Annotated in this window: 23 protein-coding genes; 11 read left to right on the top strand and 12 right to left on the bottom strand. The window is 63.3% G+C overall.

Annotated elements, in window-relative coordinates; all coding sequences use genetic code 11:
• Positions 1–55: 55 nt before the first annotated feature.
• Positions 56–994, bottom strand: a complete 939-nt coding sequence (locus tag BLJAPNOD_RS00375) for a methyltransferase (protein WP_115418539.1) — start codon at positions 992–994, stop codon at positions 56–58.
• A gap of 423 nt (positions 995–1,417) precedes the next feature.
• On the opposite strand from BLJAPNOD_RS00375, the gene BLJAPNOD_RS00370 reads away from it, so the two are divergent.
• The 3 genes from BLJAPNOD_RS00370 (at position 1,418) to BLJAPNOD_RS00360 (ending at position 3,873) form a co-directional block, all read left to right on the top strand.
• Positions 1,418–1,684, top strand: a complete 267-nt coding sequence (locus BLJAPNOD_RS00370; protein WP_077502863.1) for a DUF6460 domain-containing protein — start codon at positions 1,418–1,420, stop codon at positions 1,682–1,684.
• 2 nt (positions 1,685–1,686) lie between these two features.
• Entirely contained in the window at positions 1,687–2,190 is a 504-nt protein-coding gene (locus BLJAPNOD_RS00365; RefSeq protein WP_077502862.1) for a CAP domain-containing protein, read from the top strand.
• A 324-nt stretch (positions 2,191–2,514) separates the two neighbouring features.
• On the top strand, positions 2,515–3,873 hold the full coding sequence (locus tag BLJAPNOD_RS00360; protein WP_115418538.1) for an MATE family efflux transporter: 1,359 nt from the start codon (positions 2,515–2,517) through the stop codon (positions 3,871–3,873).
• On the opposite strand, the gene BLJAPNOD_RS00355 is transcribed toward BLJAPNOD_RS00360, so the two are convergent.
• Positions 3,849–4,937: a quinone-dependent dihydroorotate dehydrogenase gene (locus BLJAPNOD_RS00355; protein ID WP_115418537.1), complete on the bottom strand. Its 1,089-nt coding sequence runs from the start codon at positions 4,935–4,937 to the stop codon at positions 3,849–3,851. The two genes, BLJAPNOD_RS00360 and BLJAPNOD_RS00355, sit on opposite strands and share 25 nt — an antisense overlap.
• Complete coding sequence (locus tag BLJAPNOD_RS00350) at positions 4,934–5,281, bottom strand: DUF952 domain-containing protein (RefSeq protein WP_115421065.1); 348 nt, start codon at positions 5,279–5,281, stop codon at positions 4,934–4,936. The genes BLJAPNOD_RS00355 and BLJAPNOD_RS00350 overlap by 4 nt, the downstream gene beginning before the upstream one ends.
• Positions 5,282–5,403: 122 nt before the next feature.
• Between BLJAPNOD_RS00350 and BLJAPNOD_RS00345 the strand changes: the two genes are divergently transcribed.
• Positions 5,404–5,823 (top strand): hypothetical protein, encoded by a 420-nt coding sequence (locus tag BLJAPNOD_RS00345; RefSeq protein WP_115418536.1) that lies wholly within the window; start codon positions 5,404–5,406, stop codon positions 5,821–5,823.
• Positions 5,824–5,898: 75 nt separating this feature from the next.
• Positions 5,899–6,549: a response regulator transcription factor gene (locus BLJAPNOD_RS00340; protein WP_077502858.1), complete on the top strand. Its 651-nt coding sequence runs from the start codon at positions 5,899–5,901 to the stop codon at positions 6,547–6,549.
• Between the two features lie 17 nt (positions 6,550–6,566).
• Here the strand turns inward: BLJAPNOD_RS00340 and BLJAPNOD_RS00335 are convergent, their stop codons facing one another.
• Positions 6,567–10,070: a PAS domain-containing hybrid sensor histidine kinase/response regulator gene (locus BLJAPNOD_RS00335; protein WP_115418535.1), complete on the bottom strand. Its 3,504-nt coding sequence runs from the start codon at positions 10,068–10,070 to the stop codon at positions 6,567–6,569.
• Positions 10,071–10,343: 273 nt separating this feature from the next.
• Between BLJAPNOD_RS00335 and mscL the strand changes: the two genes are divergently transcribed.
• The 3 genes from mscL (at position 10,344) to galE (ending at position 13,390) form a co-directional block, all read left to right on the top strand.
• A complete protein-coding gene (gene mscL, locus BLJAPNOD_RS00330) occupies positions 10,344–10,772 on the top strand; it encodes a large conductance mechanosensitive channel protein MscL (RefSeq protein ID WP_115418534.1) in 429 nt (142 codons plus the stop codon).
• Between the two features lie 248 nt (positions 10,773–11,020).
• Positions 11,021–12,187 carry a pyridoxal phosphate-dependent aminotransferase gene (locus BLJAPNOD_RS00325; RefSeq protein WP_077502855.1) on the top strand — a complete coding sequence of 389 codons (1,167 nt, stop codon included), beginning with the start codon at positions 11,021–11,023 and terminating at the stop codon, positions 12,185–12,187.
• A gap of 180 nt (positions 12,188–12,367) precedes the next feature.
• On the top strand, positions 12,368–13,390 hold the full coding sequence (gene galE / locus BLJAPNOD_RS00320) for a UDP-glucose 4-epimerase GalE (RefSeq protein WP_115418533.1): 1,023 nt from the start codon (positions 12,368–12,370) through the stop codon (positions 13,388–13,390).
• Positions 13,391–13,399: 9 nt separating this feature from the next.
• Here galE and BLJAPNOD_RS00315 read toward each other — a convergent pair whose 3' ends face one another.
• The 8 genes from BLJAPNOD_RS00315 to BLJAPNOD_RS00280 form a co-directional block, all read right to left on the bottom strand.
• Positions 13,400–13,720, bottom strand: coding sequence for a chorismate mutase family protein (locus tag BLJAPNOD_RS00315; RefSeq protein ID WP_115418532.1), 321 nt, complete (start codon positions 13,718–13,720; stop codon positions 13,400–13,402).
• Positions 13,721–14,113: 393 nt separating this feature from the next.
• Complete coding sequence (cydB, locus tag BLJAPNOD_RS00310) at positions 14,114–15,118, bottom strand: cytochrome d ubiquinol oxidase subunit II (protein WP_077502852.1); 1,005 nt, start codon at positions 15,116–15,118, stop codon at positions 14,114–14,116.
• On the bottom strand, positions 15,108–16,511 hold the full coding sequence (locus BLJAPNOD_RS00305) for a cytochrome ubiquinol oxidase subunit I (protein WP_115418531.1): 1,404 nt from the start codon (positions 16,509–16,511) through the stop codon (positions 15,108–15,110). Before BLJAPNOD_RS00305 ends, cydB begins: the two co-directional genes overlap by 11 nt.
• Before the next feature lie 328 nt (positions 16,512–16,839).
• Positions 16,840–18,009, bottom strand: a complete 1,170-nt coding sequence (locus BLJAPNOD_RS00300; RefSeq protein WP_115418530.1) for a M20 aminoacylase family protein — start codon at positions 18,007–18,009, stop codon at positions 16,840–16,842.
• Between the two features lies 1 nt (position 18,010).
• The gene (locus BLJAPNOD_RS00295) at positions 18,011–18,835 is read right to left on the bottom strand and encodes an ABC transporter permease (protein WP_115418529.1); all 825 of its coding nucleotides are present in this window, start codon (positions 18,833–18,835) and stop codon (positions 18,011–18,013) included.
• On the bottom strand, positions 18,832–19,557 hold the full coding sequence (locus tag BLJAPNOD_RS00290) for an ABC transporter permease (protein WP_115418528.1): 726 nt from the start codon (positions 19,555–19,557) through the stop codon (positions 18,832–18,834). The genes BLJAPNOD_RS00295 and BLJAPNOD_RS00290 overlap by 4 nt, the downstream gene beginning before the upstream one ends.
• Positions 19,558–19,616: 59 nt before the next feature.
• Positions 19,617–20,399 (bottom strand): transporter substrate-binding domain-containing protein, encoded by a 783-nt coding sequence (locus BLJAPNOD_RS00285; protein ID WP_115418527.1) that lies wholly within the window; start codon positions 20,397–20,399, stop codon positions 19,617–19,619.
• Positions 20,400–20,436: 37 nt separating this feature from the next.
• Positions 20,437–21,210, bottom strand: coding sequence for an ATP-binding cassette domain-containing protein (locus BLJAPNOD_RS00280; protein WP_115421064.1), 774 nt, complete (start codon positions 21,208–21,210; stop codon positions 20,437–20,439).
• Between the two features lie 273 nt (positions 21,211–21,483).
• On the opposite strand from BLJAPNOD_RS00280, the gene BLJAPNOD_RS00275 reads away from it, so the two are divergent.
• The 3 genes from BLJAPNOD_RS00275 to BLJAPNOD_RS00265 are packed head-to-tail and all read left to right on the top strand — an operon-like array spanning position 21,484 to position 24,916.
• Positions 21,484–22,107, top strand: a complete 624-nt coding sequence (locus BLJAPNOD_RS00275) for a TetR family transcriptional regulator C-terminal domain-containing protein (RefSeq protein ID WP_077502846.1) — start codon at positions 21,484–21,486, stop codon at positions 22,105–22,107.
• 17 nt (positions 22,108–22,124) lie between these two features.
• A complete protein-coding gene (locus BLJAPNOD_RS00270; RefSeq protein WP_115418526.1) occupies positions 22,125–23,315 on the top strand; it encodes a pyridoxal phosphate-dependent aminotransferase in 1,191 nt (396 codons plus the stop codon).
• Positions 23,312–24,916, top strand: coding sequence for a 5-guanidino-2-oxopentanoate decarboxylase (locus BLJAPNOD_RS00265; protein ID WP_115418525.1), 1,605 nt, complete (start codon positions 23,312–23,314; stop codon positions 24,914–24,916). Before BLJAPNOD_RS00270 ends, BLJAPNOD_RS00265 begins: the two co-directional genes overlap by 4 nt.
• The last annotated feature ends 17 nt before the right edge of the window (positions 24,917–24,933 follow it).

The following is a 24,933-nucleotide window of genomic DNA, read 5'->3' as shown; positions in this document are numbered from 1 at the left end:
TCAAGAAAAATATGTCAGTAATGCTGACGTATTTTTGCGAACCAGCCCTGCATTTTTATGCAGGCTTGCGGGCGAGAAACAGGATGCCGGTGATCGGCTGGCCTGCATCCATGCGGATGACGGTCCGCTCCACTGCCACCATGTCCAGGCCGTGTAAAGCGAGAAGGTCGCGGATATAGGTCTCGCTGTGGGCGTAGCGTAGCGACGGGCGCAGGACGAAGCCATCCGCCGCACCGGCATCCTCCACCGAGAAGGCAAACAGGCCCTGGCTGGAAAGCAGTTCGCCGACGATCCCGGCGACGCCATCGAGACCGCCGAGATACATCAGCACGTCGGCCGCACTGACGAGATCGGCGCGAGCGGCAGCGAAATTGCCGAAGACACCGGATTGTTCAGGCGGTAACGACAGGTCGGCCCGCGCCAGCCGGTCATAAACGGCTTTCGCCTCGGCCTTCAGCAACATGTTGGCGGAGATGTCGAAACCTTCGAGAAATGCAGCGCGCCCGCGGATGCGCTCGCCGAACAGGCCCGTGCCGCAACCGAGGTCGACGACATGCTCGAAATGCGCGCCCGCCGTCGATCTTTCGATCAGGGCTGCGAGCTTGTCCGGCACGGTGTAATCGAGCTTCTCGACCAGCGCATGGTCGAAGCGGTCGGCGTAGTCGTCGAACAGCCGCTCGACATAGAGGCTTGGCGGCTGTTCCGGCATCTCGGTCGCGCCGAGAAGCGCCAGTTTCAGCCCGGCGCCAAAAATGTCTTTCGGGTTGAGGGACAGGGTTTTGCGCAGCGCATCGATCGCCGCCTCTTTCCGGCCCGATTTTTCCTCATAGTCCGCCAGCCGGAACCAGCCGGCAGCCCAATCGGGTACGCGCTCGAGCGCCTGGACCATGAGATCGGCCGCACTCTCGGGCTCGCCGGCCTCGGCAAGCATTTTTGCGTAGTCGGCGCGGCGGTCGGCGATCAGGTCGCCGGAGGAGAGCTGGTTGAGCGTCATCAATGTGAGATATCGGTTGCGATCAGCGCTTCTGACGCCGGGCAGGGCAAAACACAAGCGGAATCTGAAAGCCGAGCATAATACCAACCTGCGCTGATATTGACCTCTTGCGTGGGACCGTCTGCGGTCATCCGGCAAGGAGCATACCGCAGAGCGATGCCTTGGCATCGGTCGAGGATTGCGACGCGGCAGGTGGCCGACAGACGGCCCACCCGAAGGGCCGGGCGCTTTTGGCCTCCTGATAGCGTCGACAATCCTCACCGGACCACTTGGTCCGGGTGCGGTTGTCTCCTTGCCGGAAACCAAAATCGCTCCGGCGCAATAGGTCAATATCAGCGCAGGTTGGTATAGGCCCGCCTTTTCCGGTGACTTGCGAGGGTGCGAATGGCAGCTTATGTGAAGGGAAACAGGAGTATTTCGCCGATGTCGGACGGAGTGAACAGATTTTTGGGGGATTCGCCGCTGCGCGTCCTCGTCAAGCTCGTCGTGGTGTCGATCCTCGTCGGCTTCGTCATGACCGTTTTCGGCTGGTACCCCGCCGATATCTATTTCGGCATCCGCAACTTCCTGCTCGACCTCTGGCATACGGGCTTCTCGGCTCTCGGTCGGGTCGGCGACTATCTGCTCCTGGGCGCTGCGATCGTCATTCCGGCCTTTATCATCCTGCGTGTCATGAGCTACCGGCGGTGAGCATGAAGGACCAGGTTTTCGTCATCGAGCGGCGCGCTCTTCTGCGTGCCGGCGGCGTGCTTTCGCTGGCCGTGCTTGCCGGCTGCACCACATCCAACATACTGACGCCGGAAACAGGTACTGGCAGCGACCAGACTGCGGCGAGCCTCGGCTATGTCAATGCGTTGCGCAAGAGCAAGGGCCTCTCGCCGCTGGTGGCCGACAGGGCCGCTTCGGTCGCAGCCATGAACCAGGCCGCCCGGATGGCCAAGGTCGGCAAGATGCAGCATCTGATCGGCTGGAACGACAGTTTCTACAACCGGATGAAAAGCGACGGCGTCACCTTGCCGGCTGCCGAAAACATCGCCGTCGGCCAGGACGACGCCGCGCGCGCCTATGACGCCTGGTACCGGTCGCCGAAGCACCTGGAAAACATGCTCGGCAACTATCGCGGCCTCGGCGTTGCCGTGGTGCAAAACGCCGCGTCGGGCAACCGTCCCTATTGGGCCATGGTGCTGTCGAGCTGATCGCACCCACATTGACGTCGGCCCCTCATCCCTCCCCGCGGGCGGGGAGAAGGGACGAAGCTCTGCCCTTTTGCCTTCCATCGGGGCGTTGCGTTTTCCCACAGGCTTGCCGGTAACTCAGATCCTGCCTGCAAACATGCGAGACATTCGACATCTGTCGCCCGTATGCGTCCCCTCTCGGCACAGGCGGGGAGCGAGCTAGGGTGAGGGGCTATTGCGCCGTCGCAGGGTTGTTAATTGCGGCGACCGCCCGTGACACCTTGCGCGCGCCTATGATCTTTCCCTAAAACGGTCGTCACGCACTCATTCCTCTGGGACCGTTCGATGACCGCAGTTTCTCCCGCCTCACCGAACGATCCCGCCGGTCCCTTCGAGGTCACGCACCGCCTGATCCTGGCGATCGCCCTGCCGATGACGCTGGGTTTTCTCACCACGCCGTTGCTCGGCCTCGTCGATACGGCGGTGGTCGGCCGCATGGGCCAGGCGACGTTGCTGGCCGGGCTTGCGGTCGGGGCGATAATCTTCGATCTGATCTTCACCACCTTCAATTTCCTGCGGGCCGCCACCACCGGCCTCGTTGCACAGGCCTATGGCCGGGGTGACCGGCGCGAACAGCAGGCCGTGTTCTGGCGCTCGCTGGTCATTGGGCTTACGGCCGGTGTTGCGGTCGTCGTCCTGTCTCCGCTTTTGCTTGCCGGTGGTCTCTGGCTGATGGACCCACCGGCAGAAGTGGGGGCTGTGACGCGGACTTATTTCCTTTGTCGCATGCTCTCGGCCCCGGCGGCACTCGCCAACTATGCCATCCTCGGCTTTGTGCTCGGGCGCGGCCAAGGCACGACCGGGCTGTTGCTGCAGGCGCTGATCAACGGGGTCAACATCGTGCTGTCGATCCTGCTCGGGCTGGTTTTGGGCTGGGGGGTCGTGGGTGTCGCGATCGCAACCGTGACCGGCGAGGTCATCGGCGCCCTGGCCGGCTTTGCTATCGTCTATAGTCGTTTCGACAGGAAGGACGCGCCGAGTTGGGCGATGATCTTCGACCGCGAGCGGCTCCGGCCGCTGTTCGGGCTCAACCGCGACATCATGATCCGCTCGTTTGTGTTGGTTGCGGCCTTCGCGCTGATGACACGTATCGGCACAGCTTTCGGCCCGGTAACTCTGGCTGCGAACGCGGTGTTGATGACCGTTTTTCTCGTCGCCGGCTACTATCTCGATGGCCTTGCCAATGCGGCCGAGCAACTGATCGGCCGTTCGATCGGCGCCCATTACCGCCCTGCCTTCGATCGGGCGCTGAAGCTGACGATGACCTGGTCGCTCGGCCTCGCCGCCCTGACGACGACAGCGCTCCTGTTTCTTGGCCACGGGCTTGTCGATCTCCTGACGACGGCACCCGACGTTCGCGCGGTCGCCTACGCGTATCTGCCCTGGGCGGCGCTGACGGCGATAACTGGTGCGCTCGCCTTCCTGATGGATGGGGTCTTCATCGGCGCCACCTGGTCGCGCGAGATGCGCAACATGATGCTGGCGGCCCTTGTGGGATATCTCGGAGCCTTGGCGATCCTCGTGCCCGCCTTCGGCAATCACGGCCTATGGGCGGGGCTCAACCTGTTCCTGTTGATGCGCGGCCTGTTCCTGCTCGCCAGAATTCCGGCAAAGGCCGGTCAGACCTTCCGCTCGGCCCAGTAGTCGAGCCGGCTGTCGCGCAGATCGCGGATCGATGTCAGGTCTTCGCGATCGCAGAGATCGGAAAGCCCGCGCACGATACGACCGGGCAGCGCCGGCCCTTCGTAGACCATGCAGGAATAGAGCTGCACCAGATCGGCCCCGGCGCGGATTTTCTCCGCAGCCGTTTCTGCCGAGCTGACGCCGCCGACGCCGATGATCGGCAGGTCAGGGCCGACGCGCTTGCGCATGCGGGCAAGCACGGCCGTCGATTTCTCGAACAGCGGCTTGCCGGAAAGGCCGCCGCTTTCGCCCGCCTGCCGCTGGTCCTTGAGACCGTCGCGCGAAAGCGTCGTGTTCGAGACGATCAGGCCGTCGAGCTTGTGCGCCAGAACTTCGGCGGCGATGTCGTCCATGCCCTCCTCGGTCAGATCGGGAGCGATCTTGAGGAACACCGGCACATTTCTCTGGCTGCGCGCGGCTTCCTCGTCGCGTGCGGCAAGAACGGCCGACAGCAGCGCGGACAGGCTTTCGCGCGCCTGCAGGTCACGCAGGCCGGGCGTGTTCGGCGAGGAGATGTTGGCCGTGAAATACTTGGCGACGGAGTAGAACGTGTGGATGCCGCTGACATAGTCGCCGATGCGGTCGGCGCTGTCCTTGTTGGCGCCGATGTTGACGCCGATCAGCGCATCGCGCGAGCAGGCCTTCAGCCGCGCGAGTGCTGCGCCATGGCCCTCATTGTTGAAACCGAGGCGATTGATCACCGCTTCGTCCTCGACCAGACGGAAGATGCGCGGCTTGTCGTTGCCCGATTGCGGGCGCGGCGTCACCGTGCCGATTTCGGTGAAGCCGAAGCCGATCTTCAACAGCGCTTCCGGCACTTCGGCGTTCTTGTCGTAGCCGGCGGCCATGCCGAGCGGATTGGGGAAGGCGAGGCCGGCAACGGTCTGGGCCAGCCGCTTGTCCTGCCCGGTCGGGCAGCTCGGCACGAGGCCTGTTTTCAGCGCCTTGATCGACAGGCCGTGGGCGGCTTCCGGATCGAAGAGAAAGAGGCCGCGGCGGGCAAGATTGGCAAAGGGATTGATCATGCGTCGAGTTCCGGGAAGACGTGACGGCCGTCGGCGCCGAGCGGAAGCGGCTTTTCCCACAGGACGGCGGACAGGAACAGCGGTGCGTAGAGATGCGGGAAAAGGGCACCGCCGCGCGAGGTCTCATAGACCAACTCTTCGCCGAGCGCATCGCCATCGACCGCGACCAGCAGCAGACCTTCCTGGCCCTCGAAGTAGAGAGCGGCAGTCGTGACGACCTGCTCGCCGGTCGAAAAATGGATGTAGCCGTCGGTAAGGTCGATGGGGGCGCCATCGAAGCGGCCGGTGCGCCTGGCTTCCTGCCATAGTGCGGCCGGAACGATCTTGTATATGATTGAGCTCATGATGCCCGCTTGTCCGTCGTGATATCCTGTCGTGGCCTTGCCGCAAATATCGGCGATTGTCCATTGCAGAAGGCGGTTCACCGGCGGTTTTCCGCCCGCATGTCCGCAACGGAGAGCAAATCATGAGAAGAGCAATTGCAGTCATGCTTATCGGCGGTAGCCTCGGCCTTGCCGGTGGCGCACGCGCCCAGGAGCCGGCGCCGGGTCGCTACGCCATGCAGAAATCGGAGACCGGCATTGCCCGGCTCGACACCCAGACCGGCGAGGTCTCGCTCTGCCTGGAACGGGACGGTCAGCTTGTCTGCCGCATGGCCGCCGACGAGCGCACGGCCTTCGAGCTGGAGATCGATCTCTTGACCAAGCGGGTGGAGGCGCTCGAAAAGGTTGTCGAATCCGGTGGAGCTGTCGCAAAACCGGACCTTCCGACCGACGAAGAGATTGACCGGACAATGGGCATCATGGAAAGAATGATGCGCAAGTTCATGGATATCGTGAAGGATCTTGAGGGCAGCAGCGACGGAGCGTCGCCGCAGAAGACCTGACGGGTCGGACGGACCGTGCGGCGACAACCGGCGTGGGGACGCGGGCTGTCGCCGAAGCTCTTGGGAGGGAGCGACATGACGCCGGACATGACCATCATCATCGCAGACGATCACCCGCTGTTTCGCGGCGCCATGCGGCAGGCATTGAGCGGCATGGCCGGCGCGCCCGCCATCGTTGAGGCCGGCGATTTCGCCGCCGCCCGCAAGGCCGCCGCCGATTGCCCCGATGCCGACCTGATGCTGCTCGACCTGACCATGCCCGGTGTCAGCGGACTGTCGGGCCTGATCGCCCTTCGCGCCGAATTTCCAAGCCTGCCGGTCATGGTGGTGTCCGCCCATGACGATCCCGCGACGATCCACCGGGCGCTCGATCTCGGCGCCTCCGGCTTCCTGTCGAAATCGGCGGGCATCGAGGAAATCCGCGATGGTATCGAGAAAGTCATGGCCGGCGAAGTCTTCGTGCCGGCCGGCTATACGCAGGGGCAGGAATACGAGCCCGAGGTCGCCGACCTCCTGCAGCGGCTGCAGACATTGACACCGCAGCAATCGCGCGTTCTCAGCATGCTCGGCGAGGGCCTGCTCAACAAGCAGATCGCCTATGAACTCGGTGTGTCCGAGGCGACCATCAAGGCGCATGTCTCGGCGATCCTGTTGAAGCTCAACGTCGACAGCCGCACCCAGGCCGTCATCCAGCTTTCGAAGATCGGCACGGTCGCCGCGGCCTGAAGTCGCCGGATCAGCGTCTATTCCGCTGCCGCCTTCGCTGCCGTTGAAAGCTGGGTCAGCCACGCCCGCATGGCGGCAGGGCGCACCGGCTTGTTCTGCAAGCCGACGCCGTCACGTTCCGCAGAACCGCGCACTTCCGGCGACCGGTCGGCCGTCACCAGCAAGGCCGGGATGTTTTCGCTAAACAGTGCCCGGATCCGCGCAATCGCCTCGATCCCGGTGCCGTCGTCGAGATGGTAGTCGGCAATGATGGCATGCGGACGCTCCTGCGCGGACGCCGACATTTGCGTGCAGGCGACCAGCGATTCCGCCGTCGTGACGATACAGCCCCAACCCGACAGCAACACCCGCATGCCTTCGATGATGCGCGGCTCGTTGTCGATGCAGAGCACGCGCAGCCCGTTGAGCGCCTCGCTGGCCTTCGTCGTCGGCACGGGCCCGACGGTGACCCGTTCCCCAGCGGTCGGATCGAGCGGCACCGTCACCTTGAAGCCGGTGCCCTTGCCGGGCTTCGATTGCAGGCTGACGGGGTGGTTGAGCACGCGCGAGATCCGGTCGACGATGGAAAGTCCGAGGCCAAGGCCGGACGCAGTGCGCGCGCCTTCGTCGAGCCGTGCGAATTCCTTGAAGACCGTGCGGAACTTCGACGACGGGATGCCGATGCCGGAATCCAACACTTCGATCGTCGCCATCTTGCCGCGCCGGCGCACGCCGACAAGCACCTTGCCCCGAAGCGTGTATTTGACCGCGTTCGAGACCAGGTTCTGGACGACGCGCCTGAGCAGGTTCGGGTCGGTGCGCACCACCAAGGAGGTCGGCATCACCACCAGCTCGAGATCTTTCGCCCGCGCCATCGGGGCGAAATCCGTCTCGACGCGGCGCAAGAGATCGTTGAGCGGCACCGATTGCAGGCGCGCCTTCATCGCGCCGGTATCGAGCCGGGAAATATCGAGCACGGCGCCGAGAATGGCCTCCACCGATTCAAGCGATGAATCGATGTTTTCGACGAGCGTGCTGTTGTCGGATTCCCCCAACCGCTCGACCAGCGAGGACGAGTAGAGCCGGGCGGCATTGAGCGGCTGCAGGATGTCGTGGCCAGCGGCGGCAAAGAACCGCGTCTTGCCGATATTGGCCTCTTCGGCGGCAGCGCGTGCCTCTGCCAACTCGTGGTTCACCCGGGTCAGTTCACCCGTGCGCTCGGCGACGCGCAGCTCCAGCGTCTCGTTCGCCTGTTTCAGCGCCATGTCGGCGGCGACCCGCTGGGTGATGTCGGTATAGGTCGTGACGATGCCCTTGTCGGGCATGGCGTTGGTGCGCACTTCGATGATCTGCTGGCCGTTGCCGAGCTCCAGCAGGAACGGCTTGTCGAGCGTCAGGAAGTTGGCGATCAGCCGCTTCTCGTCCTCCTTGCGGATATCGCCGCGCTTGGTGAGGATCGCGACGATGTCGGCAAGCGGAAAGCCGACCTGGCCGGCGGCCTCCGGCAGGTCGAGCAGCTGGCGGAAGCGCCTGTTCCAGATGATCAGGTTGTTGGCATTGTCGAAGACGGCGATGCCTTGGTCCATCTGCGAAAGCGCGGTCTGCAGCATATCCTGGTTGTACTGCAGCGCTTCGCTTGCCTGGTCGAGCAGCCAGGCCGTATCCGACGAGGTGTCATCGACCCGTTGCAGCACCAGCGAAAAGACGAGGCGGGCCGAGGACGAACCGATGGCGCTGCCGAGCAGCTGTTCGGAAAAATGCACCAGTGCCATGTCGGCCGGCGCATTGTCGTCGAGCCAGCGCCCGGACTGGCGCTCATAGGTGTGGAACGAACGCTGCATGCGCTCGTCGCCCATGTAACGGGCGATCGTCGCCTTGAGGTCGCGAACGGTGACTTTCGTCTTGCGGCCGCGAAATGCCCTTTCGCTGCGCGAACGCCGTGTGATGAAGACCCCCGCCTGGAACCGTTCGAGGGGCTTCGGCGCGCGCGTCAGCGACGCAAGCACATACATGGACAGGTTGACGAGCAGGCTGAGGGCGGTCGCGTTGACCAAGGGGTCGGCATCCGGTCCGGAGAAGACGTCCGTGAACGGCAGCAGGAAACTCAGCACTGTCGTCGCGACATGCGAATTGTCTGGCCCGCCGAGGCTCGGCAGGAACAGGAGATAGGCCCAGACGAAGAAGCCCGAGACCATGCCGCAGATCGCGCCGCGGGCATTGGCCTGCCGCCAGACGAGACCGCCGAGCAGCGACGGCGCCATCTGCGAGATCGCGACGAAGGAGAGGAGGCCGAGGGAGGCGAGGCCGGCGCTGATATCGGCCGAACGATAATAGGCATAACCGAGCAAAAGCACGACGAAGATCGCGGTGCGGCGGATGTTGAGCAGCGTGCCTGCGAGGTTTTCCTGCATCCCGCCGCGCTGGCCGAGGTTGCGGCGCAGGAACACCGGCATGACGATATCGTTGGAGATCATGATCGACAGCGCCACCGAGGCAACGATGACCATCGCCGTCGCGGCGGAAAAACCGCCGATGAACGTGATGAGCGTCAACAGTGGCAGGCCGTTGGCAAGCGGCAGCGTCAAGAGATAGAGGTCGGCGTCGCCGGACCCCGAGAACGTCAGGATGCCGGCAATGGCGATCGGCAGGACGAAGAGGTTGATGGCGACGAGATAGAGCGGAAAGAGGATGCCGGCGGTGCGCAACTCGCCTTCGGTGCGGTTCTCGACGACGGTGACGTGAAACTGCCGCGGCAGCATGATGATCGCGAAGGCCGAGGTGACGATTAAGAGGATCCAGCGCGCGATCGGGGTTTCATAGTGCAGCGCCTGTTCGACGGCCGGGCTTTGCTGGGCGAGCGTCCACAGATGCATCGGTCCGTCGAAGATCACGAAGACGATGTAGAGGCCGGCGGTAACGAGCGCCACCAGCTTGACCACCGATTCCATCGCGATCGCCAGGATCAGGCCGTCCTGATGTTCGGTTGCGTCCGTGTGCCGGGTGCCGAAGACGATGGCGAAGCAGGCGAGGAACAGGGTGACGAGCAGAGGTAGGTCGACGAAGCTTTGCCCGGCGCCGATGCCGTAATCGCTGGTGTTGATCATGGCTGCGACCGAGCTTGAGATCGCCTTCAGCTGCAGAGCGATATAGGGCACGGCGCCGACCAGCGAGATCAGCGCGACGATCGCCGCCACCGCCGGGTTTTTGCCGTGGCGGGCGGCGATGAAGTCGGCGACCGACGTCAGTTTTTCGGTCTTGGCCAGCCGGATGATCTTGCGGATAAGCGGCATGCCGAGCGTGAACATCAGGATCGGGCCGATGTAGATGCCGGTGAATTCGAGGCCGCGCTCGGCCGCAAGGCCGATACCGCCGAAATAGGTCCAGGACGTGCAATAGATCGCAAGGCTCAGCGCATAGACCAGCGGCCTGCCTTTGACCGCAGTACTTTTTCTCCTGGCCCGCCTGTCGCCGTAACTTGCGACTGCGAAAAGCAGCAGCAGATAGGCGAAAGCCGAGGCGAAGATGACCGAACCCGAGAGCATGCCTCATTCCTCCGGGCGTAAGCATAGGCCAAGTCCGGGAGGTTGAGAATTGCCTCCGGCATCAGTCTTAAGTCCAAGGCGAGACTGGAAAAAACGTGGCCGCCTGCAGTCTTCTGCCGCGTGCGGCCCGCTACCGCAGAACTCGCTTGCACGCGATTTGATCAAAGGCAAAGAAAGGTTTCTTCGCTGGCCGCTTTGGTTTAGATTTCGTGAACGGTTGCAGCGCGGGACAGCGCCGGCGGTCGCCTTCAACGGGGATATACGGAGAGACGTATGCTGAATGAGTTCAAAGAGTTTATTGCCCGCGGGAACGTCATGGATCTCGCGGTCGGTGTGATCATCGGCGCTGCCTTCAGCAAGATCGTCACCTCGATCGTCGAAGACCTGGTGATGCCCATCGTCGGTGCGTTGACCGGCGGCGGTTTCGATTTTTCCAACTACTTCCTGCCGCTCTCGGCCAATGTGACGGCGACGTCTCTGGCTGCTGCCCGTCAGCAAGGTGCCGTGTTTGCCTATGGCAACTTCATCACCGTCCTCATCAACTTCCTGATCCTCGCCTGGATCATCTTCCTGATGATCAAGGCCGTGAACCGCATGCGCGCGTCGCTCGAAAAGCAGAAGCAAGCCGCGCCGGCCGCACCGCCTCCGCAAGACGTTCTGCTGCTGTCGGAAATTCGTGACCTGTTGAAGCAGCGCGCCTGAGTTTCTTCTCTTCGCGGGCTCCGGCATCGACCCGAGCCCGCGGACCCATCACAGAAATCAATAAATCGGTCAGATAAAGTCGCGTGATCGTTTTGGCGAAAGTGGTTAGAAGCGACGGGCAATTGAGGACCGGGATGAGGATATGCGTGAGCGGTTTTCCGCCCGTATCCCGCTCTCATTCATAAGAACCAATCACCGAGGTCGTGGGTCGATCCGACCTGAAGGCATCGTGATCCAGGAGCCCGTCGATGACCATCATGACCACCATCAGCCCCCGTGCACTCGCAGCGCCGGAAAGCGGCATCGTCGAGGTCGTGAATTATGCCCGTGGGCGCGACGGTCTGATCCCGCTCTGGGTGGGTGAAGGCGATCTTTCGACGCCAGCTTTCATTTCCGAGGCGGCCAGCGAAGCGCTGCTCGCCGGTGAGACCTTCTACACCTGGCAGCGTGGCATCCCGCAGCTGCGCGAGGCGCTGTCGCGCTACTATCAGCGCCGCTTCCAGAAGGACCTGTCAGCGGACCATTTCTATGTCACCGGTTCGGGCATGCAGGCGATCAAGCTTGCGATCGAGGCGATCACCTCGCCGGGCGATGAAATGGTGCTTCTGACCCCGGCCTGGCCGAACTTTGCCGCTGCGGCCGAACTGTCGGGCGTCAAGCCGGTCCCGGTGCAGCTCCGTTTCGAAAACGGCATGTGGCAGCTCGACCTCGAGCGGCTCGAAGCGGCGATAGGCCCGAAGACCAAGGCCCTGTTCATCAACACGCCGTCGAACCCGACCGGCTGGACCGCGAGCCATGACGATCTCCGCGCCATCCTTGGGCTGGCGCGCAAGCATGGCCTCTGGATCGTCGCCGACGAGATCTATGCGCTTTATCATTACGCCGGTGGCCGGGCGCCGTCCTTCCTCGACGTGATGGAGGATGACGAGCGCATCATCTTCGTCAACTCCTTCTCCAAGAACTGGTCGATGACCGGCTGGCGCGTCGGCTGGATCGTGGCGCCGCCGGCAATCGGCCAGGTGCTCGAAAATCTGGTGCAATACGCAACTTCGGGCGTGGCGCAGTTCATGCAGCGCGGCGCCGTCGTGGCGCTGGACGAGGGCGATGCTTTCGTCGACGCCAACATTGCCAAGGCGGCACAGAGCCGTGACTTGCTTTGCGACGCGCTGATTGCCACCAATCGGGTTGAAACGCTGAAGCCCGATGGCGCGATCTACACGTTTCTCAAGATCGACGGCGTCACGGATTCGCGCGCTGCCGCCATCGATATCGTCGACAAGACGGGCGTCGGCCTTGCGCCGGGAACAGCCTTCGGCGATGGCGGTTCGCTGTTCATGCGCGCCTGCTTCCTGCGTGATCCGGTGCAGGTCGCCGAAGCGGCAAGCCGCCTGCAGAATTACATTCTCGGCCGCTGAGCCCCCGTCTTTGCCTCGACCCGTGGGCGTGGCCGCCCGCGGGTTCCCGATGTGACCCTTTCTTAACTCTACACCAAAGAATTGTGGTTACGCGACCGTGCGGACGTGTCGCCTTTACCTATTCCGAAAGCATCGATGGGGTTTTCTGTCCGTGACATTGCAGGGAACGGGAAGCAGCAGATGGCCGTGTTGGTAACGGGCGGCGCCGGCTATATCGGCAGCCACATGACGTGGACGTTGCTAGACGCCGACGAGGATGTGGTTGTGCTCGATCGGCTGTCCACCGGCTTTCGCTGGGCCGTGCCATCAGAGGCGCGCTTCTATCGCGGTGACGTTGGCGACAAGGCTTTGCTGGCGCGGATCTTTGACGAACACGCGATTGACGCGATCGTGCATTTTGCAGGCTCTGCGATCGTGCCGGAATCCGTTGCCCATCCACTGGCCTACTACCAAAACAACACTGCCAATACCTGCACGCTGATCGAGGCGGGCGTAAAGGCGGGTATCGGCCATTTCGTCTTTTCGTCGACGGCCGCCGTCTACGGTAGCCAGGACGGTGAAGACCCGGTGCGCGAGACGGCGACACCCCACCCGGAAAGTCCTTACGGACTGTCGAAGCTGATGGCCGAGTTGATGCTGCGGGATGCAGCGGCGGCGCATACATTCCGTTATGTGGCGCTGCGCTATTTCAATGTTGCCGGTGCCGACCCAAAGGGCCGAACCGGCCAGTCGACGACGGGGGCGACGCATCTGATCAAGGTCGCCTGCGAGGCCGCCCTCGGCAAAAGGCCGAAGATCGATATCTACGGAACCGACTATCCGACACCGGATGGGACAGGTGTGCGCGATTACATCCATGTCACGGATCTGGTCGAAGCCCATATGCGTGCACTTGCCTATCTCAGGGCCGGCGGGGAGCCATTGGTCAGCAATTGCGGCTATGGCGAGGGTTTTTCGGTTTTGCAGGTCATCGACACCATCAGGCGCCTGTCCGGCCGTGACATCACGGTCGAGCATGGGCCGCGGCGACCGGGCGATATCGCCCGCATCGTCGCCGATCCGTCGCTGGCGCGGCTGAAGCTGGATTGGGCGCCAACCCATGCAAGCCTTGACGAGATCGTCCAGAGTGCATTCGCCTGGGAAGAGCATCTCGCGCGCATGAACAGCTACGATCTGGAGCGTCCGCAGATCCGATTGGCGTGAGGTGTTCGATCAGCGCGCTTGATCGTCACCGTCCGTCTCGCCCAATATCTTCTGCTCGTGCGCGATCGCGTGGTTGATCAGCCGCGCCCAGATCTCTTCGTAGAAATCCGGGTCGAGATTCCGACGCTCGGCATTCTTGCGGGCATTCTCACGCACTTCCATCACCCGTGACGGGATATCGGCCTTCAGTTTCAGTGGCCGTTTGATCTCCGCCGCCCTGTCAATATAGCCCCAGCGCTCGGCGAAAAGCGCCATCAGCGCCTGATCGAGCCGATCGATCTCGGCGCGTACATCGGCCATATCAGTGCATTCGGCTGGGGTCTTTTGCATCTGTCTCGTCCGGTTGCGGCAGGGATGCCGTGCGCGCGCGTGGGCACGCGACGCTCTTTCGGCGCACTGCTAACAAACGGCGGATGATCTGAGAAGAGGCAACAGGGTCGCATGGCGGACGGTGACCCCGAGACGGTGGTCACCTCAGCAGGCGATCGCTGGGCGGGGGAGGAGGGTGCGGTCCTGTCTCCGTCCGCGGCGATCGCCTGCTGACGTGTTGGGAAAAGCTAACCCGCCAAGCTTGAGCGAGGCTTTATGCCCTGTCACCGAACCATCATGATCAGGTGCCGATCATCAGCTTGATCGCAAGCCCGACGACGGTGACGGTCGCCACGCCTGCACACCAGAGGCCGATGAACCAGAGAAGCTTGCGGCCGGTTCCCGTTTCGCTTTTCAATGGTAGCCCTCCTCCGGGTCGATCTTGCCGCGGAACACCCAATAGGCATAGCCGGTATAGGCAAGGATGATCGGCACCAGCACCAGCGCGCCTGCGAGCAGGAACGACAGGCTCGCGTCGGGTGCTGCCGCATCCCAGATCGTCAGCGACGGCGGCACGATATAGGGAAAGAAGCTGATGCCGATGCCGGCATAACCGAGCACGAACAGCCCGAGCGCGGCAAGAAACGGCCGTGTGTCATGACGCGTCCTGATGCCCGATATCAAGAGGTAGAGGCAGCCAAGGACCAGCAGAGGCACGATGATGCTGAAGATCGCAGTCGGCCAGCCGAACCAGCGCTGGAGATAAAGCGGCTCGAGGAAGGGCGTCCACAGGCTGACGATGCCCATGGCGGCGATGGTGCCGAACGAGCATTTGAGGGCGAGGTTGCGAGCCCGATCCGCGAGGTCTCCATGGGTCTTCATGACGAGCCAGGTGGCGCCGAGCAGCGCATAGCCGACGACGACGGCGATGCCGGTCATGATCGAGAACGGCGTCAGCCAGTCCCACCATCCGCCGGTATAGGCGCGGTTCGCAATGGGGATGCCCTGAACCAGTGCCCCGAGCGTGATGCCTTGCGCGAAGGCGGCGAGCATCGAGCCGCCGGCAAAAGCCCAGTTCCAGAGATACTCGGCCCGCCTCGTGCGCCAGCGATACTCGAAGGCGACGCCACGGAAGATGAGGCCGATGACCATGGCGATGATGGGCGCGTAAAGTGCCGGCAGGATGGTGGCATAGGCAAGCGGAAACACCGCCATCAGGCCGCCGCCCCCAAGCACCAGCCAGGTCTCGTTGCCGTCCCAGACGGGCGCGACCGAGTTCATCATCACGTCGCGATCATGTTTTTCCGGAAAGAACGGAAAGAGGATGCCGACACCGAGGTCGAAACCGTCGAGGATGACGTAGGCGAGCACAGCAAAGGCGATGATGCCGGCCCAGATCAGCGGCAGATCAATGTCCATGATGACCTCCATGGGGGTTGGCGAGAGCGGCACGGGCCGTGCGGATCGGTCCCTCGTCGAGATCCGGCGTCGGATCGCGCGGCAGCCGCGCCATCAGCCGCAGTATGTAGAAGGTGCCTGCGCCGAAAACGAAGAAGTAGACGATGATGAAGGCCAGCAGCGATGCACCGACGGCAGGTGCTGCAATCGGTGCGACCGAGTCTTTCGTCAGCAGATGACCGTAAACCGTATAGGGCTGACGCCCGACTTCGGTTGTGACCCAGCCGGCAAGCACGGCGACGAAACCGGCCGGGCCCATCAGGACTGCGGCTCGATGCAGCCAGGTATTGTTGTCCAGCGTGCCGCGATACCGACACCACAGGCTCCAGAGCCCGATGCCGAGCATGGCGAAGCCGAGGCCGACCATGATGCGGAACGACCAGAAGACGATGCCGACGGGCGGGTGCAGCTCCTCGGCAATGGTGTCGAGGCCGGCAAGTGGCGCGTTCAGATCGTGCTTGAGGATCAGGCTCGACAGCTTCGGCACTTCGATGGCGTAGTCGACGCGGTTCTCGGCGGAGTTGGGAATGCCGAAGAGGATGAGCGGTGCGCCGTCCGGGTGGCTCTGGTAATGGCCTTCCATCGCCATCACCTTGGCCGGTTGGTGCTCCAGCGTGTTGAGGCCATGCATGTCACCGGCAAAGATCTGGATCGGCGCGACGATCGCCGCCATCCACATCGCCATCGAGAACATTTTTCGCGCGCGGCGGGGTGCCGTCCTGCGGATGAGATGCCAGGCGCCGCAGGCGCCGACGACGAAGGCGGTCGTCAGATAGGCGGCCAGCACCATGTGCACGAGGCGATAGGGAAAGGACGGGTTGAAGACGATCGCCCACCAGTCGACCGGCACGAACTGTCCGACCTCGTTGATTTCAAAGCCTCTCGGCGTCTGCATCCACGAATTTGCCGAGAGAATCCAGGTGGCCGAGATCAGCGTGCCGATCGCCACCATGACGGTCGCCAGAAAATGCAGTCTCGGGCCGACGCGGTTGAGGCCGAAGAGCATGACGCCCAGGAATCCCGCCTCGAGGAAAAAGGCGGTCAGCACCTCGTAGCCCATCAGCGGCCCGATAATCGGCCCCGCCTTGTCGGAAAAGACGCTCCAGTTGGTGCCGAACTGGTAGGACATGACGATGCCGGAGACGACGCCCATGCCGAAGGCGACGGCGAAGATCGTCTTCCAGAAATTGAACAGCTCGAGATAGACCTCGTCCTTCTTCCACAGCCACAACGCTTCAAGCACCGCGAGGTAGCTTGCAAGCCCGATCGAGAAGGCCGGGAAGATGATGTGGAACGAGACGGTGAAGGCGAACTGGATGCGGGCAAGTATCGTCGCATCGAAACTTTCAAACACGGGCACAATCCTTTCAGACGTGCAGCGCCGTGCGCCTGTTCTGGCGCGCAAGGGTCGCTGCAGCTTTCTGGTCTGCTGCGCACGTTCAGCCCCGCATCATTGCGATCCCAGGCCTTGCGCAGTGCCTTTCAGACCGGGTCAATCCTGTGGTTGTACCCGCGTTTCAGCATGTGCTTGAATCTGCGCCAAAATTGTCAAAGGTCAATGATGGGCAGGCCGCCACGTTGTCACACTGCGGCAATGTCTCGCTTGCGGCAAAAGGGAGCGGGCGCGCCGGTCAGCGCCGGCACGAAGAAGTGGAATGTGCTTTACGCTTGAGGGCCGGCTTTCAGCGGGTCGGCAGATAGGCTTCCGCAAGCTCGGTCCAGAATGCGGCGCCGATCGGCAGCAGGTCATCGTTGAAATTATAGCCGGGATGATGAAGGGGCCTCTCCTCGCCGCTCACCTTCGAGCCCAGGAAGAAGTAGGTGCCCGGCCGCTCCTGCAGCATATAGGCGAAATCCTCGCTGCCCATGAATGGGCGGGCGAGGTCGACAACCTTGTCGGCACCGGCAAAACGAACGGCGAGGTCGCGGACGAAATCTGTTTCCGTCTTGTGGTTGATGGTCGCGTCATAGCTGCGCAGGTAGTCGACCGTTGCGCGCATGCCGAAGCTTGCAGCTTGCGCCTCTGCGATCATGCGGATGCGGCGCTCCAGTTCGTCGCGAACGCCGGGATCGAAGGAGCGAATGCCGACGACGATCTCGGCACGCTCCGGGATGATGTTGCTGGCCGAGCCCGCATGGAAGGCGCCGACGGTAACGACGGACGGGTCCATCGGGTGGATGTTGCGCGAAACGATCGACTGCAGCGCCATGATGATCGAGGCGCCGCAGACGATCGGATCGGCGGTTTCCTGCGGTTCGGCGCCATGGCCGCCGCGCCCGTGCACGGTGATCCGCGCTTCGTCGACCGCCGCCATGATCGGCCCTTCGCGCAGGGCGAACTGGCCGAAGGGCAGGCCCGGTTCGTTGTGAAGCGCAAAGACCGCGTCGCAAGGGAATTTTTCAAACAGCCCTTCATCCATCATGATCTTGGCGCCGCCGAAATTCTCTTCGGCCGGCTGGAAAATGAGGTGGATGGTGCCATCGAAATTGCGGCGTTCGGCAAGCGCGCGCGCCGCTCCGAGCAGCATCGTCGTGTGGCCGTCGTGGCCGCAGGCATGCATCAGTCCCGGTGTCTTGCTGGCGTAGCCGAGGCCGGTTTCCTCCAGGATCGGCAGGGCGTCGATATCGGCGCGGATGCCGATCGAGCGTGATCCGCTGCCGTTGCGCAGGGTCCCGACGACACCGGTCTTGGCAAGCCCGGTCGTCACCTCGTAGCCGAGTTCGGCAAGGTGCCGGGCGATGAAGGCCGAGGTCCGCGTCTCTTCCAGCCCCAGTTCCGGATGGGCATGCAGGTCGTGGCGGATGGCGACGAGTTCCGGCATGGCGTTGTCGATGGCGGAGGAAAGCTTCATGTCATGCACCACGAGTTGGAATGCGGTTTTCGAATGTGCGGAAGGCCACCACCAGAATGCCGGTGAGGCACATGTAGATGAGCGCGAGCAACAGCAGCGGCTCGTAGGTCAGGAATGTTTCCTGGCGCACCTTGGAGATGACGGCGTAGACGTCGACGACGGTGATCGTCGCCACCAGCGGCGTCGATTTCAGCTGCAGCACCGCCTCGCCATTGAGCGTCGGCAGCGCGCGGTGGATGGCGCGCGGCAGCCAGATGCGGCGGAACATCGTCCAGCGGCTCATGCCATAGGCTTTGGCCGCCTCCAGTTCGCCGGCGGGAACGCCCGCGAACGCGCCGCGCATCACTTCGCCCTCATAGGCCGCGAAGGATATCGTCAGCGCCGCGACGCCATAGGGCCAGGCTTCGCGCAGGTAGGGCCAGAGGAAGGATTGGCGGATGGCGGGAAACTGCGGGAACAGCGAGCCGAGCCCGTAATAGAGAAGCCAGAGCTGCAGCAGCAGCGGCGTGCCGCGAATGACGGTGCAGAACACCTTTGCCGGCAGCTTGAAGAACCAGGGACCGGTCACCTGCGCCAGCCCGATCGGCACCGCCAGCAGGAAACCGAGGATCGACGTGCTGAACAGCATCACCAGGCTGATGAGAATGCCCCAACCGAGCCGCGGCAGGTAGCGCGGCAGCCAGTCCCAGCGCATGAAGACGGCGACGCAGACGACGAAAGCGGCAAAGACCAGCATCATCACGATGCGATGCGGCTGGAAGAAGCTGCGTGCGGTCGGCAGGTCTTCGGGTGTGAAGGCGACGGCGTGGGTGGTTTGATCCGTCATCGCTGCTCCGCGAAACCGCGCCTCGCATGCCGTTCCAGCATGCCGATGAAGATGTTGGAAACGAGCGTCAGCGCCAGATAGAGCGCGCCCGCAGCGAGGAAGAACAGGAGATAGGCCTTGGTCGTACCCGCGGCCTGGCGTGTGACCAGCGTCAGTTCGCTGAAGCCGACGACGGCCAGAAGCGCCGTATCCTTGGTGGCGATCAGCCAGAGATTGGAGAGGCCGGGAATGGCGTAGGGCAGCATCGCTGGCAGGGTGATGCGCCGCAGCACTTTCAGCGGCGACATGCCGTAGGCGCGTGCGGCCTCGATCTGGCCGGCCGGAACCGCCTTGATCGCCCCGCGAAGCACTTCGGTCGAATAGGCGCCCTGGACCACGCCGATGACGAAGATGCCGGCCATCAGGCCGCTGATGTCGACAGGGCCGATCGAAAACAGTGCAAGCAGCTGGTTCAGGAGATCGGTGCCGGCGTAATAGAGAAGAAGGATGAGCACCAGCTCCGGAACGGCCCTGACGACCGTGGTGTAGCATTCGAGCAGATCGCGCAGGATCGGGCCGCCATAGAGCTTACCGAAGGCGCCGCCGACGCCGAGCGTCAGGCCGAGCGCAAAACCGCCGATGGCGATCTGGATGGAATTGACGAAACCTTGCAGCAGTACGCCGCCCCAGCCGGGTGCGGACAGTGCGAGCAGGCTCCAATTGACGATAGAATCCGATGCCATGCGTCTTCGACCTCCGAAGGCGGCGGCCGGCAGCCGGAGGACTGCCGGTCGCTTGCGCCTTATTCGCCGTAGATGTCGAAGTCGAAGTACTTCTTCGAGAACGTGTCATAGGTGCCGTTGTCGCGGATCGCCTTGATCGCGGCATTGAGCTTGTCCTTGAGCTCGGTCTCGCCCTTGCGCAGGCCGACGCCGACGCCTGGGCCGATCACGGCCACGTCTTCAGCGACATCGCCCTTGTAATCGCAGCATTCCTTGCCCTGGTCGGTCGCAAGGAAGGCCTTGAGCGCGATCGCATCCGCCTGAACCGCGTCCACGCGTCCGGCGGCCAGATCGTTGTTGGCCTCGTCCTGCGTCTGGTATTCCTTGACCTCGATGCCGGCGGCGGCGAAGTGCTTGGCGGCATAGGCCTGGTGCACGGTCGAGACCTGGACGCCGATGGTCTTGCCGGCGAGTCCCTCCGGCGTCGGCTTGAAATCGACGCCCTTGGTGCCGATGACGCCAGTCGGCGTGTTGTAGTACTTGTCGGAGAAGTCGATTGTCTTCAGCCGCTCGTCGGTGATCGACATCGAGCTCATGATCATGTCGATCTTCTTCGAGGTCAGCGCCGGGATGATGCCGTCCCAGGCGACCGGTGTCAGCACGCATTCGAGCTTTGCTTCCGCACAGACGGCGTTCATGAGTTCGACTTCCCAGCCTTCCCATTTGCCGCTGGCATCTGGTGCGGTGAAGGGCGGGTAAGGCTCGGCGGCGACGCCGACCTTCAGGGCTTCCGCCGAAGCGGCGATGCCGCCGCTGACGGTAATGGCGGCTGCGACCGCCAGGACTTTCAATGTCTTCTTCATGCTGTTCCCCTTTTTTGGTTGTTGAGCATTGCTGAATTCAGTGAATGGAGCTGATGAACTTTTTGAGCCTTTCGGATCTGGGTGCGCCGAAGATGGCCTCTGGCGGGCCTTGTTCCTCGATGACGCCGTTGTGCAGAAAGACGATGTGGTTGGCGACGTCGCGCGCGAACTTCATCTCGTGGGTGACGAGGATCATCGTGCGCTTCTCGTGGGCGAGATCGCCGATCACCGAAAGCACTTCGCCGACCAGCTCTGGATCGAGCGCCGAGGTCGGTTCGTCGAAGAGCATGACCAGAGGCTGAATGGCGAGCGCGCGGGCAATCGCGGCGCGCTGCTGTTGGCCGCCGGAGAGGAAGGCCGGATAGGCATCGCGCTTCTCATAGAGCCCGACACGCTTGAGCAGGGTTTCGGCAGTTGCGATCGCCTCGGCCTTCTGTTTGCCGAGCACGTGGATCGGCGCCTCGATGACGTTTTCGAGGATGGTCATGTGCTGCCAGAGATTGAAGCTTTGGAAGACCATGCCGAGCTGGCTGCGCAGGCGCTGAACCTGCTTGCGATCTTCCGGCACAAGTCCGCCTCGGCCGTCCGGCTTCATCCGGATCTTTTCGCCGTGCACGCTGACGGTGCCGGCCGAGGGCAGTTCCAGCATGTTGATACAGCGCAGAAAGGTGGATTTTCCCGAGCCGCTGCCGCCGATGATGGCGATGACGTCGCCCTGTTTCGCTGTGAGCGAAACTCCCTTCAGCACTTCCAATGGCCCGAAACGCTTGTGCAGGTCAGTGACCGCGATTGCCTGGGCCGCATCCGTCATCGGCGCGCCGCTCCCATGGCTCTGCGAGCTTTTTTTGAAGGCATGAAACAGTTCCCCTGTCGTCTTTCCGCGCAGCATCTTTGGCTTGTCACGGTGTTTGTTGGCAGGCATGGTTGCACTTGTGCCGCTATTGTTCAAGCGTATAATAATGCGTATCGTCGTTTTTTTATCGCCTGCCGCATACCCGAATTTCCCTGAAGGAGCCTCCATGCGTCCGTTCCGCCCGAAGGATTTGACGAACCCGTCCGCCGGCCCCCGGGCGCGGATGGCGGCATGAATCGCCGTACGTTTCACCGGGCCCCCGAGGGAGAACGCCGCCAGGAACTGATCGAAGCGACGCTCGACTGCATCGCCGAGTTCGGCCTCAAGGGTGCGACGGTCCGCCAGATTGCCATTCGTGCCGGGGTGACGGCCGGGCTGGTCCGGCATTATTTCGAATCGAAGGACCAGATGGTCGCCGAGGCCTACCGCGCGGTGATCGCCTCCTTGACAGACAAGGCGGCTCACGTCGAAGGCGACCCGGAAACACGGCTGAGGGACTTCATCGCCATCAACCTGACCGAGCCGGTCGCCGACAGCCGCAGCATCTCGCTCTGGGCTGCCTTCATCAGCCAGGTACGCGTCGACCCGATCCTCGCCGAAATCCACCGCGACGGCTATGTGACCTTCCGCAACACCCTGCAGGATCTGCTGGCCGACTTCCTCACATTGAAGAACAAGCCGGCCGACGCAGAAACCTGCCGCGCCTACGCGATCGCGATCAACGGTCTTGTCGATGGCCTGTGGATCGAAGGGTGCCTGGCGGGAGACCTGTTCCGCGAGGGCGAACTGGTCGCCATCGCCATGGCCTCGGTCGAGGCGCTGCTCGGCGCGTCGATCGGCAATGACAAACAATGAAAACGGGAGAGAACACCATGCGCTACGCCTCGATCACCGATCGGCTCGCAGACCTCGGTTCGGGAAAATGGTCGCTGCACATCCGTGCGCGCCAATTGAAGGCGGGTGGTGCCGATATCATCGAACTGACGATCGGCGAGCCGGACGTGCCGCCGGACCGTGCGCTCATCGATGAATGCCAGCGCGCCATGAACGCCGGTCGTTATCGCTACTCCAACGGCCGCGGCGAGCACGCGGTCGTGGCCGCGCTCGTCGAGAAGTATCGCCGTCGTCGCGCCGATGTGATCACGGAAAACGTCCTCTGCTTCCCAGGCACGCAGACGGCACTTTTCGGCGTCATGCTGGGCCTGGTCGAGGCCGGTGATGCTGTTCTTGTCGGCGATCCGCTCTACGCCACCTACGAGGGCGTCATCCAGTCGACGGGTGCGCATCAGGTGCTGGTACCGCTGAAGCCGGAATTCGGTTTCCACATGCAGGCCGCCGATATCGAAAAGGCGATCACGCCGGAATGCCGGGTGCTGCTGCTCAACACGCCGCACAATCCGACCGGGGCCGTGCTGACCGCTGCCGAAATCGCCGAGATTGGCGAGGTCGCGCGCCGCCACGACCTCTGGATCGTCTGCGACGAGGTCTACGAAGAGCTGGTGTTCGACGCCGTCTTTGCCTCTCCGTTCGACAATCCGGATCTGGCCGAGCGCACGATCGTCGTCTCATCGATCTCCAAGTCGCACGCAGCTCCAGGCTTCCGCAGTGGCTGGGCCGTTGGCCCGGCGGAATTTACCAGACGACTGCTGCCGGTGTCGGAAACCATGCTCTTCGGCGTACAGCCGTTCATCGCCGATATGACGGCCTACGCGCTGACCCACGACATCGATACGGCGCGGCGGATGCGCGAGAGCTACAAGTCCCGCTCGCGCCGCGTCGTCGATGGCCTCGCTAGTGCGCCCGGCATTCTGGTCCTGCCGCCGGAGGCAGGCATGTTCACGCTGATCGATGTCTCGGCAACGGGCATGACCGGCGAAGCCTTCGCCTGGGCGCTGTTGGAGGAGGAGGGGGTCGCGGTCATGCCTGGATCCTCCTTCGGTGATGAGGCGCAGAATTTTCTGCGTGTCAGCCTGACCGTGCCTGACAACGCCATCGACGAGGCCTGCCGTCGCATCACCGCGCTTGCCGAGCGCGCCACACTGCTTCAGGAGCGCCGCGCATGACCACGAAAACGGTAGGGGAAGCCCTGGTCGATCTGCTCGAGGCCAATGGCGTCGAGGTGGTCTTCGGCATTCCGGGCGTGCATACGGTCGAACTCTATCGCGGACTGGCGGCATCGAAGATCCGCCATGTCACGCCCCGGCATGAACAGGGCGCCGGCTTCATGGCCGACGGCTACGCCCGCGTCAGCGGCAAGCCGGGTGTCGCCCTTGTCATCACCGGACCGGGTCTGACCAACACGATCACCGCCATGGCGCAGGCCCGGCAGGATTCCATCCCGATGCTGGTGATCTCAGGCGTCAACCGCCGCGATTCGCTCGGCCACGGGCGCGGGTTGTTGCATGAGCTTCCCGACCAGCACGGCATGATCAAGACGCTGGCGCTCTACTCGCACACCTTGCTCAATCCGGACGATCTGCCTTTTGTCGTCGACCGGGCTTTCTCGGTGCTTTTGTCCGGCCGGCCGGGGCCGGTGCATATCGAGATCCCGACCGATGTCATGACGGCGCGGATCGAGCCGAAGACGATCCGCTCGGCCTCAGCCACCCGCCCGCGCTCCGACAGCGAGACGCTGCAACGCGCAGCCATCCTCTGCGCCGATGCGACCCGCCCGGTCATCATCTGCGGCGGCGGCGCGCTTACCGCCGAGGCGGAGGTGAGGGCGCTTGCCGAACAGATCGGCGCACCTGTCGTCACCACGGTCAATGCGCGCGGCATGCTGGCCGGCAGTCCGTTGCGGGTTCCCGCAAGCCCCAGCCTCAAGGCGGTGCGTTCGCTGCTCAAGGAGGCCGACCTCGTGCTGGCGCTTGGTACCGAGATGGGGCAGACCGATTACGACATGTATGCCGATGGCGGGTTCCCGGTGCTGCGCAATCTGATCCGCACCGACATCGATGCGGCACAGCTCGCCCGCGGGCCGCATGCCGCGCTTTCGATCCTGTCCGGTGCCAAGACCGCGACGGCTGGCATTCTGGCCTTCCTGCCGGGGCATGCGCCGAAGGATGGAGCCGCCCGCGCCGAGGTGGCGCGCAAGGCGGCATTGAAGGAACTGACGGCGAAGATGCGGGCGGAGATCGCCGTGGTCGATGCCGTTTACAAGGCGCTGCCGGACTGCACCATCGTCGGGGACTCCACCCAGGCCGTTTATGCCGGCAATCTTTATTGCGATGCGCCGCGCCAGCGCAGCTGGTTCAACTCGGCGACCGGTTATGGCGCGCTCGGTTATGCGCCGCCGGCAGCCGTCGGTGCTGCCGTCGCCGACCCGTCGCGGCCCGTTGTCTGCCTTGTCGGCGACGGGGGTTTCCAGTTCTCGCTTGCCGAAATAGGCTCTGCCGTCGACGTTCAGGCGCGGGTGGTCTTCCTCGTCTGGAACAATGACGGCTACCAGGAGATCGAGTCCTACATGATCGAGACCGGTGTGACGCCCGAAGGTGTCAGGCCGTCTGCGCCGGACTTCATCCTCGCGGCCAAGGCCTATGGCATCGAGGCGGAAAGGCTGGTCTCGGTCGCCGATCTCCCGCGCGCATTGGTGGACGCTGGCGCACGCAACGGGCCGTCGCTGATCGAGATCCACCAGGTCACCACGACCGGCGCAACCGCGTAAACTGCAAACCACGACAC

This window comes from Ensifer sp. M14, assembly GCF_003355565.1.
Classification (GTDB): Bacteria; Pseudomonadota; Alphaproteobacteria; order Rhizobiales; family Rhizobiaceae; genus Ensifer.
Note: the sequence above shows the minus strand (reverse complement) of the source record. Positions and strands in the feature narration are given on the sequence as shown.

Bases quoted from the DNA above. Each gene is read 5' to 3' on its own strand.
- BLJAPNOD_RS00365 (WP_077502862.1), top strand. From the start codon at position 1,687: ATGAAGGACCAGGTTTTCGTCATCGAGCGGCGCGCTCTTCTGCGTGCC.
- BLJAPNOD_RS00295 (WP_115418529.1), bottom strand. From the start codon at position 18,835: ATGACGGATCAAACCACCCACGCCGTCGCCTTCACACCCGAAGACCTG.
- cydB (WP_077502852.1), bottom strand. From the start codon at position 15,118: ATGGACATTGATCTGCCGCTGATCTGGGCCGGCATCATCGCCTTTGCT.
- BLJAPNOD_RS00300 (WP_115418530.1), bottom strand. From the start codon at position 18,009: ATGAAGCTTTCCTCCGCCATCGACAACGCCATGCCGGAACTCGTCGCC.
- BLJAPNOD_RS00285 (WP_115418527.1), bottom strand. From the start codon at position 20,399: ATGAAGAAGACATTGAAAGTCCTGGCGGTCGCAGCCGCCATTACCGTC.
- BLJAPNOD_RS00340 (WP_077502858.1), top strand. From the start codon at position 5,899: ATGACGCCGGACATGACCATCATCATCGCAGACGATCACCCGCTGTTT.
- BLJAPNOD_RS00270 (WP_115418526.1), top strand. From the start codon at position 22,125: ATGCGCTACGCCTCGATCACCGATCGGCTCGCAGACCTCGGTTCGGGA.
- BLJAPNOD_RS00370 (WP_077502863.1), top strand. From the start codon at position 1,418: ATGTCGGACGGAGTGAACAGATTTTTGGGGGATTCGCCGCTGCGCGTC.
- BLJAPNOD_RS00290 (WP_115418528.1), bottom strand. From the start codon at position 19,557: ATGGCATCGGATTCTATCGTCAATTGGAGCCTGCTCGCACTGTCCGCA.
- BLJAPNOD_RS00335 (WP_115418535.1), bottom strand. From the start codon at position 10,070: ATGCTCTCGGGTTCGGTCATCTTCGCCTCGGCTTTCGCCTATCTGCTG.
- BLJAPNOD_RS00265 (WP_115418525.1), top strand. From the start codon at position 23,312: ATGACCACGAAAACGGTAGGGGAAGCCCTGGTCGATCTGCTCGAGGCC.
- mscL (WP_115418534.1), top strand. From the start codon at position 10,344: ATGCTGAATGAGTTCAAAGAGTTTATTGCCCGCGGGAACGTCATGGAT.
- BLJAPNOD_RS00275 (WP_077502846.1), top strand. From the start codon at position 21,484: ATGAATCGCCGTACGTTTCACCGGGCCCCCGAGGGAGAACGCCGCCAG.
- BLJAPNOD_RS00345 (WP_115418536.1), top strand. From the start codon at position 5,404: ATGAGAAGAGCAATTGCAGTCATGCTTATCGGCGGTAGCCTCGGCCTT.
- BLJAPNOD_RS00375 (WP_115418539.1), bottom strand. From the start codon at position 994: ATGACGCTCAACCAGCTCTCCTCCGGCGACCTGATCGCCGACCGCCGC.
- galE (WP_115418533.1), top strand. From the start codon at position 12,368: ATGGCCGTGTTGGTAACGGGCGGCGCCGGCTATATCGGCAGCCACATG.
- BLJAPNOD_RS00360 (WP_115418538.1), top strand. From the start codon at position 2,515: ATGACCGCAGTTTCTCCCGCCTCACCGAACGATCCCGCCGGTCCCTTC.
- BLJAPNOD_RS00355 (WP_115418537.1), bottom strand. From the start codon at position 4,937: ATGATCAATCCCTTTGCCAATCTTGCCCGCCGCGGCCTCTTTCTCTTC.
- BLJAPNOD_RS00315 (WP_115418532.1), bottom strand. From the start codon at position 13,720: ATGCAAAAGACCCCAGCCGAATGCACTGATATGGCCGATGTACGCGCC.
- BLJAPNOD_RS00350 (WP_115421065.1), bottom strand. From the start codon at position 5,281: ATGAGCTCAATCATATACAAGATCGTTCCGGCCGCACTATGGCAGGAA.
- BLJAPNOD_RS00280 (WP_115421064.1), bottom strand. From the start codon at position 21,210: ATGACGGATGCGGCCCAGGCAATCGCGGTCACTGACCTGCACAAGCGT.
- BLJAPNOD_RS00325 (WP_077502855.1), top strand. From the start codon at position 11,021: ATGACCATCATGACCACCATCAGCCCCCGTGCACTCGCAGCGCCGGAA.